The organism is Blautia sp. AF34-10, from assembly GCF_003477865.1.
GTDB classification, from domain to species: domain Bacteria; phylum Bacillota; class Clostridia; order Lachnospirales; family Lachnospiraceae; genus Fusicatenibacter; species Fusicatenibacter saccharivorans.
The window spans coordinates 15,642-30,719 of record NZ_QUED01000016.1 but is presented as its reverse complement, the minus strand read 5'-3'; the positions used below and the strand labels follow the sequence as shown (position 1 = coordinate 30,719).

Below are 15,078 nucleotides of genomic sequence, written 5' to 3'. Positions count from 1 at the left end.
TTATGCTTCTATCATGCTTATCTCTTGTCGATCGTTGCGATATCGATCAGGGTCAGCTTCTTCACATCTGTATTTTCCAGACTGGTTACGAGTGCGGTTGCGGTATCCAGAGAGGTCAGTACGTTGACACCTGTCTCGATCGCGTTCCGGCGGATGACGAATCCGTCTTTGGAGTGCTCAACACCCTGGGACGGAGTATCGATGACGAGGTCGATCTTGTGGCCGAGGATCAGGTCCATCAGGTTCGGGGACGGCTGCTCGATCTTGTTGGTGCGGATCGCATTGACGCCGTTCTCGTTCAGGGCTTTCGCGGTATTTCTCGTCGCATAGATCTTGTAGCCGAGAGCCTGGAATCTCTGTGCGATCGGAACGATATCCTCTTTATCCTCATCCTTTACGGTGATGATCATGTTTTTATATTTCGGCAGGTTGATTCCGGCGCCGAGGAATGCTTTGTAAAGAGCCTCGTTGAAGGTCTTTGCAATACCAAGGCACTCACCGGTGGATTTCATCTCCGGTCCAAGGGCGATATCTGCGCCGCGGATCTTCTCGAAGGAGAATACCGGCATCTTGATGGCAATGTAATCTGCCTCTCTCTGCAGTCCCGGCTCGTAGCCAAGCTCGCGGATCGTGTGGCCGAGGATGACTTTCGTTGCCAGCGGCACGATCGGGATTCCGGTTACCTTGCTGATGTATGGCACGGTACGAGAAGAACGCGGGTTGACCTCGATGACGTAAACATCCTCACCGCATACGATGAACTGGATGTTGATCATACCGATGACATGCAGGGATCTTGCCAGACGTTTCGTATACTCTACGATAGTGTCTTTTGCATGCTGGCTGATGCTCTGTGCCGGATAAACGGAGATACTGTCTCCGGAGTGAACGCCGGCGCGCTCGATGTGCTCCATGATACCAGGAATCAGAATATCGGTGCCGTCGCAGACTGCATCAACCTCGATCTCCTTGCCCTGCAGATATTTATCAACCAGGATCGGATGCTCCTGTGCGATCCGGTTGATGATGCCGATAAATTCATCGACGTCCTCATCGCTGATGGCGATCTGCATACCCTGTCCTCCAAGGACGTAGGACGGGCGGACGAGTACCGGATAGCCGAGCTCGTTGGCTGCTTTTTTCGCCTCTTCTGCGGTGAATACGGTGTGTCCCTTCGGACGCGGGATTTCACACTGCTCCAGGATCTCATCGAACAGCTCACGGTCCTCTGCGGCATCTACGTTCTCTGCAGATGTTCCAAGGATCGGCACACCCATTTTCAGGAGTGCTTCGGTCAGCTTAATCGCGGTCTGGCCGCCGAACTGTACAACGGCTCCGTCCGGATGCTCGATGTTGACGATATTTTCTACATCTTCCGGTGTCAGCGGCTCGAAATACAGTTTATCTGCGATATCGAAGTCGGTGCTGACGGTCTCCGGGTTGTTGTTGATGATGATGGTCTCATAGCCCTCTTTCTTGAATGCCCAGGTACAATGTACGGAGCAGAAGTCAAACTCGATACCCTGTCCGATACGGATCGGGCCGGAACCAAGGACGAGGACTTTCTTTCTGTCGTTTGTCTCGACAGCTTCGTTTTCGCCGCCGTATACGGAATAGTAATACGGTGTGGTTGCTGCGAACTCAGCGGCACAGGTATCTACCATCTTGTAAGCTGCGGTGATATCATACTGTTTTCTTAACGCTTTTACTTCTTCTTCGGTCTTTCCTGCCAGTTTTGCCACCAGGTAATCCGGGAACTCAAGGCGTTTTGCTTCGCGCAGCAGATCCTCATCCAGCTCTTTGGCCTGTAATGCCTGCTCCATCTCAACGAGGATAGCCAGCTTATCGATGAACCATACATCGATTTTGGTGATCTCGTGGATCTCGTCGTAGGAGATGCCCTGACGGATCGCCTCTGCGATTCTCCAGATTCTCATATCATCTACGATGTGAAGCTCTTCGATCAGCTCGTCTTTGGACAAGTGGCTGAAGTCATAGGACATCAGGGAATCTACGTGCTGTTCCAGGGAACGGATGGCTTTCATCAGCGCGCCCTCGAAGTTGTTGCAGATACTCATAACCTCACCGGTTGCCTTCATCTGTGTGGTCAGGGTACGTTTTGCACTGATAAACTTATCGAACGGCAGACGCGGGATTTTTACAACACAGTAATCCAGCATCGGCTCGAAGCTTGCGTAGGTTTTTCCGGTAATGGCGTTCGGGATCTCATCCAGAGTGTAGCCAAGTGCGATCTTTGCAGCAACCTTTGCAATCGGATAACCGGTCGCTTTGGAAGCCAGTGCGGAAGAACGGCTGACACGCGGATTTACCTCGATAACACAGTACTCGAAGCTGTCCGGATTCAACGCATACTGTACGTTGCATCCGCCGGTGATGCCGAGCTCGGTGATGATGTTGAGTGCGGAAGTACGCAGCATCTGATACTCTTTATCTCCCAGGGTCTGGGACGGTGCTACGACAATACTGTCTCCGGTGTGAACGCCGACCGGGTCGATGTTCTCCATGTTGCAGACGGTGATGCAGTTTCCTACGCTGTCCCGCATTACCTCGTACTCGATCTCTTTCCATCCGGCGATACATCTTTCAACGAGTACTTCGCCGACACGGGAAAGACGGAGTCCGTTCGAGAGGATCTCGATCAGCTCTTCTTCGTTGTAAGCGATACCGCCGCCGCTTCCGCCGAGGGTGTAAGCCGGACGCAGTACAACCGGATAACCGATCTTGTTGGTGAAATCGATACCAGCCTGTACATCATGGACAACCAGGGATGCCGCTACCGGCTCGCCGATTTTTTCCATGGTATCTTTGAATTCCTGACGGTCCTCTGCTTTTTTGATGGTCTGTGCTGTGGTACCGATCAGGCGTACGTTGTTTTCTTTTAAGAAGCCTTTTTCTTCGAGTTCCATCGCAAGGTTCAGTCCTGCCTGGCCTCCCAGAGTCGGAAGAACGCTGTCCGGTTTTTCCTTCTGGATGAGCTGCTCTACCACTTCTACGGTCAGCGGCTCGATGTAAACGCGGTCTGCGATGTCTTTGTCGGTCATGATGGTTGCCGGGTTGGAGTTCAGAAGAACAACTTCCATTCCCTCTTCTTTCAGGGAACGGCACGCCTGTGTTCCTGCGTAGTCGAACTCTGCTGCCTGTCCGATGACGATCGGACCGGAACCGATAACCAGAACTTTTTTAATATTCGGATTCTTTGGCATTATTTGTTACCTCCCATCATCTCAAGGAATCGATCAAACAGGTATCCGGAATCCTGCGGGCCAGGGCATGCCTCCGGATGGAACTGTACGGTAAAGATGTTTTTGCCGACGTATTTGAGTCCCTCGTTGGTGCCGTCGTTGACGTTCACAAAGGCCGGAACTGCCACATTCGGATCCAGGGTATCGGTATCTACGACGTAGCCGTGGTTCTGGGAAGAAATGTAAACTCTTCCGGTTGCCAGGTCCTTGACCGGGTGGTTTCCGCCGCGGTGGCCATATTTCATCTTGTGGGTATCTGCGCCGGTAGCCAGTGCCATCAGCTGATGTCCAAGACAGATTGCAAAGATCGGTACATTGGAATCGTACAGTTTTTTAATCTCTTTGATAATGGATACGCACTCTTTCGGATCTCCAGGGCCGTTGGACAGCATGATTCCGTCCGGATTTGCGGCGAGGATCTCTTCTGCTGTAGTAAGCGCCGGATAAATGGTCACTTCGCATCCGCGCTCATTTAAGGAACGTGCGATGTTGTTCTTTGCGCCAAGATCCAGAAGTGCAACTTTAAAGCCTTCTCCTTTTAAAACTGATTTTTCAGAGCAGGTTACCTTTTCTACAACTTTTCCGGTATTATACGCTTTTAATTTTGGAATAATTTCATCGAGGTGATAATTTTCGTTGGTCGTGATCATACCGTTCATGGTACCTTTTTCACGAAGAATTTTGGTAAGAGCACGAGTATCGATTCCGGCGATTCCGGGAATATCGAACTTTTTCAGGAAATTCTGAATGGTGTCCTGGCAACGGAAGTTGCTGGGGAGACGGGATAATTCTCTTACAATATAGCCATCCGGCCAGGGTCTTAAGGACTCCTGATCATCATAACAAATTCCATAGTTTCCAATAAGAGGATACGTCATACATACTGCCTGTCCCGCATAGGATGGGTCGGTCAGCACTTCGAGATATCCAGTCATGGATGTATTAAATACGATTTCACTGATCACTTCTTTTTGTGAACCAATGCTGGTTCCGGTAAAGACATGCCCGTCTTCTAAGATTAGAAAAGCTTTCATCATTCCACCGTTTTCCTTTCTTTTTCGTTCGGTTTTGAGTTTGTATGAAATATGCATCTCATACTTTAATCTTTCAGATTCTATCACAACCAGGGAAACATTTCAACTATTTTTGTCGAATTACGGAAATTTCTTTTCTGGAATACTTTTGAAGTGTGTATTGGGCATAAAATGTCCTGTCGGAATTATTTTCTTTTCTGGAAAAAATAAAAAGACCCTGCCGGGAAGTTTCTGCATCATTCCAGGCAGGGTAAAAATAATGCAGGAGATGGGACTTGAACCCACACGATCTTGCGACCACAGGCACCTGAAGCCTGCGCGTCTGCCAATTCCGCCACTCCTGCATTTCTTGTCTTGCAACTCTCATGTGCCGCTCAACAAAACATATATTACCAGATGATTCCGAATCTGTCAACAGCTTTTTTCAAATTTTTCAAAAAATTTCAAATTTTCTTTTTTGCCCCGAAAAGCCCGCCATCCGCAGGGCTTTTCGTGAGATCCTGCATCACCTGGACTCCCGGCAGGAAATTGCCGTCAGCAGCGCAAGTCCGAAGAAAATACAGAAATCAGAAACATTGAACACAAGTCTGCGGAACTTCTCCGGTCCAAACCGGAAGCTGACATAGTCGGTCACGTAACCTCTCTTATGCCGGTCATACCAGTTCGACATGCCGCCGCCAATCGTAAGCGCAAGCCCAAGCTTCTTCGCCTTACACTTACGTCTGCCCGCCAGCGCTCCGAGACGCGCCCACAGTCCGGACAGCAAAAAGAAGGTGAGAATTTCCACCTTCTTCGTGCTGTCCGCGAAGCCGCCGCCCGCTACGCCGCGGTTATGACATTTCCGCAGGACAATATGTCCTTTGCAGACCGGGATCTGCTCATTTTCCTTTAACTCCTCTTCTGCCTTCTTTTTCAGGCATCCGTCTGCAAGGAAAACCGCTCCCGGCAGCAGGGTCCAGATCATTCCTCTTCCGGTACCTCTGCTTCTTTTTCAGGCTCTTCTTCCGGCGCTGCTGCTTCGGTTTCTTCTGCTTTTTCTTCCGGTTCTACGTGTACAAACTCGGCATCCTCCGGCTCATCTTCCTTCTCCGGCATAGCAGCACCGCAGCGCATGCAGAAAGCTGCATCTTTCGGAACACTTGCGCCGCAGGCCGGGCATACGATGCGGCCTCTCTTGTTTGCCACATCTTCCTTGCAGTCTGCAATCTCTTTTTCCAGATCGGTGATATCTTTGCAGAAGCCGGCAAGATTCTCGTCGAATGCTTCGCCGTTCAGATAGCGGTTGTAGATGATCTGTCCGATATCCTGGTAATTCTTCTCAATCTGATCCTCGAGCGCATGCTGACGGGTGCGGATCTTCTGAATTTCTACGAATTCATCTGTTTTCTTTCCCACAGTATCCACTGTTTTTTTCAGTGTTTTACTTAAATTTCCAAAAAAATCCTCTGCCATAGTTAAAACCCTCTCTTTCTTATCTCTTATTTCAAGAAAACGCCAGTTTCACGTCTGCTCCGCTGTGTTTTCCAGTTACCTTATTTCTGCTCTAACTTTGGAACTTCCTGGCCGCGCAGGAGAATCGTCGGCCCGCCGGTCTTTTCAATATAGTCTTTTGTGATGATAACCTCTCCGATGCTGCTGTCCTTTGGAATCTCATACATGATATCCAGCATGAAATCCTCGATGATCGAACGGAGTGCTCTCGCACCGGTATCTTTTTCCAGCGCTTTTCTTGCAATAGAGCGAAGTGCATCATCATCAAATTCCAGTTTCACCTCGTCGAGTTCGAGCAGTCTCTTATACTGCTTCAGGATCGCATTTTTCGGTTCTTTTAAGATCTCGACCAGCATATCCTCATTGAGACTCTCCAGCGTAAATACGATCGGCAGACGGCCAAGGAACTCCGGCACCATACCGAAAGTCCGAAGGTCTTCTAAGGTCACCTGTGACAGCAGGTTCTTATCCCCATCATACTTGTCCTTCAGATCCGCCTGGAAGCCAATGGAAGCTGTCTTGTTCAGACGCTCCTTGATGATGTCCGTCAGATCCGGGAAGGCACCGCCGCAGATAAAGAGAATGTTTCTGGTATTGACGGTCTCGAGCGGAACCATCGCATTTTTGCTGTTGGCTCCCACCGGAACTTCGATGTCGCTGCCCTCGAGGAGCTCAGCATTCCCTGCTGTACGGCTTCTCCGCTGACGTCTCTCTGGTTTGTATTTTTCTTTTTCGCAATCTTGTCGATCTCGTCGATGAAGATAATACCGTGCTCCGCGCGCTCCACATCGTTGTCTGCGGCCGCTAAAAGCTTAGATACCACGCTTTCAATATCATCGCCGATATAACCCGCTTCGGTAAGGGATGTGGCGTCCGTGATGGCAAGCGGCACATCTAAGAGGCGTGCCAGTGTCTGCACCAGATACGTTTTTCCGGAACCGGTCGGTCCGATCATCAGCATGTTGGATTTTTCGATCTCGATATTTCCGTCCTGCGGTGCAAAGACACGTTTGTAATGGTTGTAAACGGCAACCGACATGACTTTCTTTGCACGTTCCTGGCCGATGACGTATTCGTCAAGCATCGCCTTGATCCGGTGCGGCGGCGGAATGTCCTTGATGGAAAATTCTTTTGTTTTCTTCTTTTCTTCTTTTTTCTTTACCCGCTGCCGGTTCGGGATCTGGTTGGAAAGCCCGGAGAGATCGAACATGCCGATATTCGGCATGTTGTTCATATTATTCATCATCTCATTGATCTGGCCCGGGTTCTGGTTCATGGTATCAAAGCTCTTCTGCATGCAGTCCGGGCAGATATTGATGTTTCCCGGAAGGGTAATCATCTTTCCGGCTTTGCTCTCCGGTCTGCGGCACATGAAGCAGACTTTTTCATAGGTATCTTCTGTATGATGGTCAGAGCTTTTTGTTTCCGCCTTCGTTTCGTCCGCGGTACCGTCCACTCTGTCTTTCTCTTCTGACATGATTTTTCAAATTCCTTTCTGTAATAGATCGCTTGGTCTAGCTTGATTATAGCCCAAAAGCCATAGGGTCACAAGTAAAAACTTTCTTAAAAATTACCAACTTTTTTAAGAATTTTACGAATTCAAAAAATTATATCAAAAAATGCAGAAAAAGGCGGACAGCCAGGCGTTCATATTCCTGTGCTGTCCGTCTTTTTTCTCTTAGGAAATAGTTATTTCGAGTTTTTATCTGTTGCCAAACGGATTCTGAATACCCTGGTCATTCTGATCGGAGCTTCCGGTTCCATCGTTTGTGGTTCCGTTGCTGCTTCCGCTCGTCTGCGGCATATCTGCTGCAGAGCCAAGGGTCAGCGTCAATGTTACTTCTTTGTACTCACCGTTATCCGCGCGCTGTACGGTGACATCTACAGTCTCGCCTGCCGCATAATAAGTCAGTGTCTCTTTTAAGCCTTTGGCGTTCGAGATGCTTCTTCCATCAAACGTGGTGATAACATCGCCTTTCTTGAAGCCCGCATCGGCTGCCGGGCTGCCGTCCACAACGCTCATGATGCAGACACCGGTCGGAATACCGTAGTTCTGGGAAACATCTGCGCTGACATCTGCCATGTTGATTCCGATATAAGCAGCCTCATCATCGCTGACTTTGTATCTTGTTGTCAGGTTCATCAGGTTCTGCAGAATCGGCTCCGCTTTCGAAATCGGGATCGCAAAGCCCATGCCCTCGACCTGTGTGGAGCTGTATTTTGCTTCGTTAATGCCGATCAGCTCACCGCTCATGTTCAGAAGGGCGCCGCCGCTGTTTCCAGGGTTGATGGCTGCATCGGTCTGGATCAGTCCCTCAGAAGTAATCGTCTCGCCGGTACTCTCATCCTGACTGGAGATCGTACGGTCTTTTGCACTGATATATCCGCTCGTCAGGGACTGGCCGGTTCCCAGTGCATTTCCGATTGCCACAACCTGATCACCGACCTCAAGGTCATCGGAATTTCCCATCACGGCAATTTTGATCTGGCTCTTTGTCTCGTCCTTGATGTCGGAAAGTTTTACTGCAACAACAGCAAGGTCATTGTCCGCATCGGTACCTTTGATCTGGCCTTCTACCGTCTCATCGTCGATAAAGCTGACGGAAAGAGACGTTGCACCGCTGACAACGTGGTTGTTTGTCGCAATCAGGAGCTCATCGTCGTTCTGTCCGACAATAACTCCGGTTCCGCTTGCAGGAACTTCCTGGCTTGTGGTTCCGAAGAATGTCTCAACTTCTTCCACCGTTGTCGTAGAAATTGCTACCAGAGACGGCATCGCACTCGATGCAACATCTTTCACGGACATCTCGCCGGTTGCTTTTACGGTATCGGAGGTATCACTGCTGTCTGCTGCCGTTGTTGTGGTGGTCGTCGGAATTGTAACTTCCTGCTTCTGCTCTGTTGCTGTACCGATCACTTTCGTACCGACTGCTGCAGTCCCAATGAAAACACCGCCTGCCACGAGTCCGAAGCACGCTGCCATGGCAAGTGTCATGCCCCATTTTTTTGCGGCTGACATTGGTTTTTTCGCTTTCTTTTTGTGATCCTGCGGCTGCGGAACGGCAGAAAACTGTGGTTTTTCCTGCTTCGGAGCACTCTGTGTCTGTGACTGGTACTGATAATGTTCTGTCTTTGCAGAAGATGTCTGCTCTGCCTTTGCCTCCGACGGGTCCGGTTTTCCGGTGTAGGAAGCACTGTTATTCTCCTCGCCGGTCTTTCCGCTGATTTTCGGATTCACCCAGCTGTAGGTTGTCGTTTTCTTTTCTTCCGCCTTCGGCGCTTCTGCGGTTTCCTGCGGTTTTTCCGTCTCTGCCGCACTCTGCTCTGCTGTCGTTTCTGCTTTTACTTCTTCTGTATGCTCTGCAGCTTTGGTTTCCTCTGCTGCCTCACCATTTATTTCTTCTTTTTTGAATTCTTCACTCATGGCTGATCCCTCTTTCTCTTTTCTATCTCAGGCACCAATACACAGTGCTCTTATTTCTTTCTTCATTTTCTACTGCCTATTGTACGTTAGAATTGTGTTGAAACTGTGATAATTTTGAAAAAAGAGGAATTTTATGCTGCGGTTTTTATTCTACCGTAACGGATTTCGCCAAGTTTCTCGGTTTATCCACATCGAGGCCTCTGCCGATCGATACGTAGTAGCCAAAGAGCTGCAGTGGAATGATCGCCAGGGAGTTTGCAAAAATCGGATTTGTCTCCGGCAGGTAAACTACGTAGTCGGCTACTTTTTCCACTTCTGTATTGCCAACGGTCGTTACCGCCATGACAAACGCGCCTCGTGTCTTCACTTCCTGAATATTGCTGATCGTTTTCTTGTAGAGCTCCGGCTGGGTCAGCACGGCTACGACAAGGCGTCCGTCCTCAATCAGGGAAATGGTTCCGTGTTTCAGCTCACCGGCTGCATACGCCTCGGAATGGATGTAGGAAATCTCTTTCAGCTTCAGGGAGCCCTCCATCGAGATTGCATAGTCGATGCCGCGTCCGATGAAAAAGACGTGTTCTGCCGCAAGATAACGGTTGGCAAAACGCTGTACGTTCTCCTTGTGGGACAGCAGCAGGGAAATCTGCTCCGGCAGGCGCTCAAGGCTCTGGATCATTGCATCGAAGTCATTCTGTAAAACGGTTCCGCGTACTTTGGCAAACTTCATCGCCAGAAGATACTGCGCGATAAGCTGTGTGCTGTACGCTTTCGTTGTCGCAACAGCGATCTCCGGACCGGCCCAGGTGTACATGACATTGTCTGCCTCTCTTGCAATCGAACTTCCAACTACGTTTACGATGCCAAGGGTACGCACGCCCTTTTCTTTTGCAAGGCGGAGAGCCGCGAGGGTATCGGCCGTCTCACCCGACTGGCTGACGATGATCACGAGCGTATTTTCCGGCAGAATCGGATCACGGTAGCGGAATTCGCTTGCCAGATCTACCTCAACCGGGATTCTTGCCAGCTTTTCGAAGATGTATTTTGCGGTTACACCGGTGTGGTATGCGGAACCGCAGGCAACGATAAAGATCTTGCTGATTGCACGGATCTCTTCGTCCGTCATGCCAAGCTCCTCGATCACTACGTCACCATTCTTGATGCGTGGGGTCAGCGTATCTTTTACGGCTTTTGGCTGCTCATGCATCTCTTTCAGCATAAAATGCTCATAGCCGCCTTTCTCTGCGGCATTCATATCCCATTCGATGTGCGTAGGCTCCTTTTGCAGCTCCTCCTCATCGATATTGTAAAAATGAGGCCGTCTCGGGTCAGCTTGACAATCTCCTCATTTTCCAGAAAATAGACATCTCTTGTATATTTCAGTACAGCCGGAACGTCGGATGCAATCAGGTTTCCGCTCTTACTTGTACCAACGATCAGCGGGCTGTCTTTACGGACCGCATACACCTCATCCGGATGGTCGCGGAACAGGATACCCAGTGCATACGATCCCTCCATACGGTGCATAACCTTTGTGATCGTTGCAAGCGGATCGCCGTTATAATAGTAATCCAGCATATGGGCAATTACCTCGGTATCTGTCTCCGAAAGGAACTCATATCCTTTGGACATCAGTTTTTTCTTTAATTTCAGATAATTCTCAATAATTCCATTGTGTACAACGACAATCGAGTGGTCTTTATTGAAATGCGGATGTGCATTCAGATCGGAAGGTGCCCCATGCGTTGCCCATCTCGTATGTCCGATTCCTACGGTACCCGGAAGTGTCGCTCCATTTTGTGTCATTTCCTCAAGCACCTTCAGACGGCCCATTGCTTTCTGCATCTGAATTTTGTTTCCATCGTATACAGCAATTCCGGCCGAATCGTATCCGCGGTACTCCAGCTTTGACAATCCGTCCAGCAGCACCGGGGCAGCCTGGCAGGTTCCAATATATCCAACAATTCCACACATAGATTTTTTCCTCCTAACAGTAAAAGGCGGCACCCTTGTTCTGTTTTCAGGTTATGCCGCCTTCTAATTTCTTGTTCTTTACTTTTTTACCACTCTGCTCCGTTCTCTGTCAACCTTATGGAGCATTTCGTATTTACTTACAAGATCTTTTTATTTTTGTTTTTTACTTTCACTTATCTTCTATTTCGTTTTTTTCGTATCTTTCCGTGATATTCCCACCATGTTTTGTTTGAGGTACACCAGCGGATTACACTGTCCGGAAGGCTTTTGTATCGTTTTCCGAGGAAGTAGCCCACATATTTGAATCCGCTTTGAAAGAATAAAGTGACGAGCAGCCACGGCTTATGAATTTTGCAGACGTAGGATGCCGATTTTTTCACCATACGGATTCCCTCACTCTCAGACGGATACGCATCAAAGATCTCCGGATGCTGTGCCTGGGATACACCGAGGTCGAAATTGCGGTGAAGCTGTGCCAGACAACCGTAATTGTGGGAATGTACCACCTTCGCATCTGCCGCATAGGCAATCGCATAGCCCGCCTGCACAAGATGCCCGGCATAGATCATATCTTCGTTAAACAAGGTGCTTTCTACAAATCCACCCAGCTCTTCATATGTCCTGCGGTCATACATTGCACAGACATTGGAACAGAAAAAAGTCTTAACACCAAGTTTTGGCAGATCACCGGCATCCTTGATATCACTCTCGTCCGGATAGTTAAAGCCTCTCGTAAACCGTTCCAGTGTACGGCAGTCATCCCGCGGAAGCTGCCGCGCATAGGCCGCCTTCACATGCGGCAGTGAAAATTTTTCCACCAGATGTTCCACGCACGCATTATCGTACGGCATGGCATCCTGGGTCATAAAAAGCAGAAGATCCGCATCTGAACTTTCTGCCATCGCCCTTCTCGTTCCGCCGTGGTCGAACTCGCTCGGCTGAATATGCTCCATCATAATCTTGTCTGAAAGCTGCTCCCACGCCGGATTCCAGAACTTTTTCCCCGTATTCACGACCCGGATCGAACGGATCGGGTAAGTCTGTTTTAAAAGGCGGGGCAGAAGTTCTGCGAACTCCTGCCCTGGTTTATACGTTGGTATCATGACATCAACGGTATATTGACTCATCTTGTCGTATTCTCCCTGTATTTTAATCTCCTGCTACCACAGAATCTGTTGCAGCGCCCGGTCCCTGATTCAGTACATACTCAATCATATCATCATCGTAGCCGCTCTCTCTTGCAATATAGTCACTGTACTCTATCACGGCTGCAGATGGATCATAGCTCATCGCCGGATACAGATAAGCGTGCAGTTCCTTTACATTGTGTTCCAGTGTAACCGGAATTACGACATCAACGCCAAGTGCGCTTTCTACATTTTCTCCATAACACAGCTGGAACGGATATGCATAAGATGTTCCCATTTTGTACGTTACCGCATGCATGCCAAGCTCCAGAATTTCGTTTTTGGTAAGGCTGGTGCTGACATTTCCCATCACTTTATCCAGAATCTCCGGAATCTTGGTCGGATTCTGTTTAATCTTCTGTACCATGAGATTGATGACGATTCGCTGACGGCTCGTACGTTTCGCATCGTCGCCGCCGCCGTAACGGATCCGCGCATAGGAGGTTGCAAGTGCACCGCTGACATGACGTACTTCGCTGTAATCATCCCCAAGGTCCTCATCATACGGAATAGCTTCATACTCTACGCCCTGTGCTTCCGATACCTCTCTGTTGTAGTTGTTTGCATGAACACACTCTGCATTTGTCATCTCGATGTCGAGACCGCCCAAGACATCAATCGCATCGGCGAGTGCCTTGAAGTTTACGGTAACGTAATCGGTCAGTGCAAGGTCAAGGTTTGTATTCAGCATGGAGAGCATACTCTCCGGGCCGCCGCGGTTGTATGCGGAATTGGCTTTGTCAAACTCATAATATTCATCGGTATATTTCGCCATATTCATCCAGGTGTCACGCATAATCGACACCATACGGATTTCCTGCTTGTCGTGATCAATACAACAGAGAATAATAGTGTCACTGTTCATGCTTTCTGCCAGCTCGGAGCCTTTCACACCTCTGGCATCCACGCCGACCAGCGCGATGACCTGTGTACCGGACATCTGTGAGAGATCGGTATTTGCCTTTACTTCACTGTTGATCTGAATCTGGGAGCTGTCCAGCGTATCCTGATTCATCTTATCCATCGAACGGTTGATCCATGCGTAGACGAACAGAATTCCGGAAAGAATCAGCAGAACGGTGATTTCAATTCCGAAAATTATTTTTCTGCGGCGCATTTTTTTGTATTTTCTGCTCTTTTTGTAATTCTTCTTCGACATCTCTTTTCCCCTTATCTTTTAGTAAGCGTTTTTATTCACAAATCCTTTGAAAAAGGTCAGGAACAGAATTTTAAAATCAAGTCCCAGCGTCCAGTTTTCAATATAATACAGATCACAGTCAATACGCTTTCGGATGGAAGTGTCTCCCCGGTATCCATTCACCTGTGCCCACCCCGTAAGACCGGGACGCACCTGATGTTTTACCATATAACGCGGGATTTCCTCCCGGAATTTTTCCACAAAGAAAGGTCGCTCCGGCCGCGGTCCGACCAGGCTCATATCTCCTTTTAAGATGTTAAAGAGCTGTGGAAGCTCATCAATGCTGGTATGGCGCATGAATTTTCCAAATCCCGTCACACGCGGGTCATTCTTCACGGTCCATGCCTTCTTTTCTTTCTCCTCCGTCTGAACTTCCATCGAACGGAACTTGTACATTTCAAACGGTTTGTTGTGCAGTCCGACGCGTGTCTGACGGTAGATCAGCGGACCCGGTGAGGTCAGCTTGATCATGATGCAGGAAAACAGCATCACCGGTGAGAACAGAATGATCGCCACGAGCGCGCCGAAAATATCCACAATCCGTTTCAGCATCGCGTTGAACGTGTTGGAAAGCGGCACATAGCGGATATTGATGACAGGAAGTCCCTGCAGGTCTTCTGTGTACGGCTTTGTCGGAATGATGTTGTGGTAATCCGGCACAAACTGGGTATGTACGCCGGATTTTTCACACATGGCAACGATCTCCTCCAGGCGGAAGTATTCGTTCAGGCCAAGGGTAATGGCAATTTCATCCAGTTTGTTTTCCGGCAGAATGACTGAAAGATTGTTGATTCTTCCAAGAACCTTGACACCGCGGTACATCGTTCCCGCTTTGACATGGTCATCGAGGATTCCGCGGACGAGATAGCCCCACTCCGGGTTTGCAATGATCCGGTCAATGTATTCCTCGGTCGCACGGCTGTAGCCGACCATCAGAATCTGCTTCTGGTTGCGGCCGTGTTTCCACATATTGCTTAAGATATAGTGGATCAGATTTCTTACGATCGTTCCAGTGTCACATTCAGCACAAAGAAGATGCAGAGCATACCACGGGAAAAGTGAACCTGGCGCACCATGTAAAGGCTGGCCAGCCAGACCAGAAATCCAACCGTATTCGCTTTTAAGATATTGGCAAATTCCAGACGTCTTCCCTGAAAACGCTTGGATGCATAGAGATTGAATGCATAGTAAAGCAGCAGATAGCCGGGCACGATATAGAGCAGTGCCATCATATACGTCGCCGGCGGTAGAATTCCCCTCTCCGGATGATTATTCATAACGCCCAGCCGCACATAGCAGTACCAGGACAGTACGTAGGAAAGTGCGAGCACCAGGGCATCGATCAGAACGTGCATCCGGTCAAAATATTTCTGATTATCGTTGATCAAATTCGTTCACCTTATCTGTTTTTTTCGGGATTTAAAAATTCCCTACCCCTAACTATACAATAAGTTTCAAAAAAGAGCAATCATATTTTTCTAACATTCTTCTTATTTCCGTAAACTTTTTA

General features: G+C 48.9%; 7 protein-coding genes, 1 tRNA gene and 3 pseudogenes. All 11 read right to left on the bottom strand.

What is annotated here, in order from left to right; translation table 11 throughout:
- Positions 1 to 17: 17 nt before the first annotated feature.
- The 11 genes and pseudogenes from carB to DWZ60_RS10815 all read right to left on the bottom strand — a co-directional run bounded on the left by carB (position 18) and on the right by DWZ60_RS10815 (position 14,956).
- Positions 18 to 3,224 (bottom strand): carbamoyl-phosphate synthase large subunit, encoded by a 3,207-nt coding sequence (gene carB / locus DWZ60_RS10865; protein ID WP_022462958.1) that lies wholly within the window; start codon positions 3,222 to 3,224, stop codon positions 18 to 20.
- Positions 3,224 to 4,297: a carbamoyl phosphate synthase small subunit gene (locus DWZ60_RS10860; protein ID WP_055219571.1), complete on the bottom strand. Its 1,074-nt coding sequence runs from the start codon at positions 4,295 to 4,297 to the stop codon at positions 3,224 to 3,226. The genes carB and DWZ60_RS10860 overlap by 1 nt, the downstream gene beginning before the upstream one ends.
- A 260-nt stretch (positions 4,298 to 4,557) precedes the next feature.
- Positions 4,558 to 4,641, bottom strand: a tRNA-Leu gene (locus tag DWZ60_RS10855).
- Positions 4,642 to 4,802: 161 nt separating this feature from the next.
- Complete coding sequence (locus tag DWZ60_RS10850) at positions 4,803 to 5,261, bottom strand: signal peptidase II (protein ID WP_022462960.1); 459 nt, start codon at positions 5,259 to 5,261, stop codon at positions 4,803 to 4,805.
- Positions 5,258 to 5,749: a zinc-ribbon domain-containing protein gene (locus DWZ60_RS10845; RefSeq protein WP_117509222.1), complete on the bottom strand. Its 492-nt coding sequence runs from the start codon at positions 5,747 to 5,749 to the stop codon at positions 5,258 to 5,260. Before DWZ60_RS10845 ends, DWZ60_RS10850 begins: the two co-directional genes overlap by 4 nt.
- An 80-nt stretch (positions 5,750 to 5,829) precedes the next feature.
- Positions 5,830 to 7,265 (bottom strand): annotated as a pseudogene (gene clpX / locus DWZ60_RS20840) (ATP-dependent Clp protease ATP-binding subunit ClpX).
- A gap of 225 nt (positions 7,266 to 7,490) precedes the next feature.
- Complete coding sequence (locus DWZ60_RS10835; RefSeq protein ID WP_119221632.1) at positions 7,491 to 9,212, bottom strand: trypsin-like peptidase domain-containing protein; 1,722 nt, start codon at positions 9,210 to 9,212, stop codon at positions 7,491 to 7,493.
- A gap of 145 nt (positions 9,213 to 9,357) precedes the next feature.
- Positions 9,358 to 11,183 (bottom strand): annotated as a pseudogene (glmS, locus tag DWZ60_RS20835) (glutamine--fructose-6-phosphate transaminase (isomerizing)).
- A 173-nt stretch (positions 11,184 to 11,356) separates the two neighbouring features.
- The gene (locus DWZ60_RS10825; RefSeq protein ID WP_119221631.1) at positions 11,357 to 12,310 is read right to left on the bottom strand and encodes a glycosyltransferase family 2 protein; all 954 of its coding nucleotides are present in this window, start codon (positions 12,308 to 12,310) and stop codon (positions 11,357 to 11,359) included.
- Between the two features lie 22 nt (positions 12,311 to 12,332).
- On the bottom strand, positions 12,333 to 13,529 hold the full coding sequence (locus DWZ60_RS10820) for an LCP family protein (protein ID WP_117509225.1): 1,197 nt from the start codon (positions 13,527 to 13,529) through the stop codon (positions 12,333 to 12,335).
- 18 nt (positions 13,530 to 13,547) lie between these two features.
- Positions 13,548 to 14,956, bottom strand: a pseudogene (locus DWZ60_RS10815) (undecaprenyl-phosphate glucose phosphotransferase).
- Between the last annotated feature and the right edge of the window lie 122 nt (positions 14,957 to 15,078).

What these genes read in the sequence shown, in the direction of transcription:
- carB (WP_022462958.1), bottom strand. Translation starts at nt 3,224, where the DNA reads ATGCCAAAGAATCCGAATATTAAAAAAGTTCTGGTTATCGGTTCCGGT.
- DWZ60_RS10860 (WP_055219571.1), bottom strand. Translation starts at nt 4,297, where the DNA reads ATGAAAGCTTTTCTAATCTTAGAAGACGGGCATGTCTTTACCGGAACC.
- DWZ60_RS10850 (WP_022462960.1), bottom strand. Translation starts at nt 5,261, where the DNA reads ATGATCTGGACCCTGCTGCCGGGAGCGGTTTTCCTTGCAGACGGATGC.
- DWZ60_RS10845 (WP_117509222.1), bottom strand. Translation starts at nt 5,749, where the DNA reads ATGGCAGAGGATTTTTTTGGAAATTTAAGTAAAACACTGAAAAAAACA.
- DWZ60_RS10835 (WP_119221632.1), bottom strand. Translation starts at nt 9,212, where the DNA reads ATGAGTGAAGAATTCAAAAAAGAAGAAATAAATGGTGAGGCAGCAGAG.
- DWZ60_RS10825 (WP_119221631.1), bottom strand. Translation starts at nt 12,310, where the DNA reads ATGAGTCAATATACCGTTGATGTCATGATACCAACGTATAAACCAGGG.
- DWZ60_RS10820 (WP_117509225.1), bottom strand. Translation starts at nt 13,529, where the DNA reads ATGTCGAAGAAGAATTACAAAAAGAGCAGAAAATACAAAAAAATGCGC.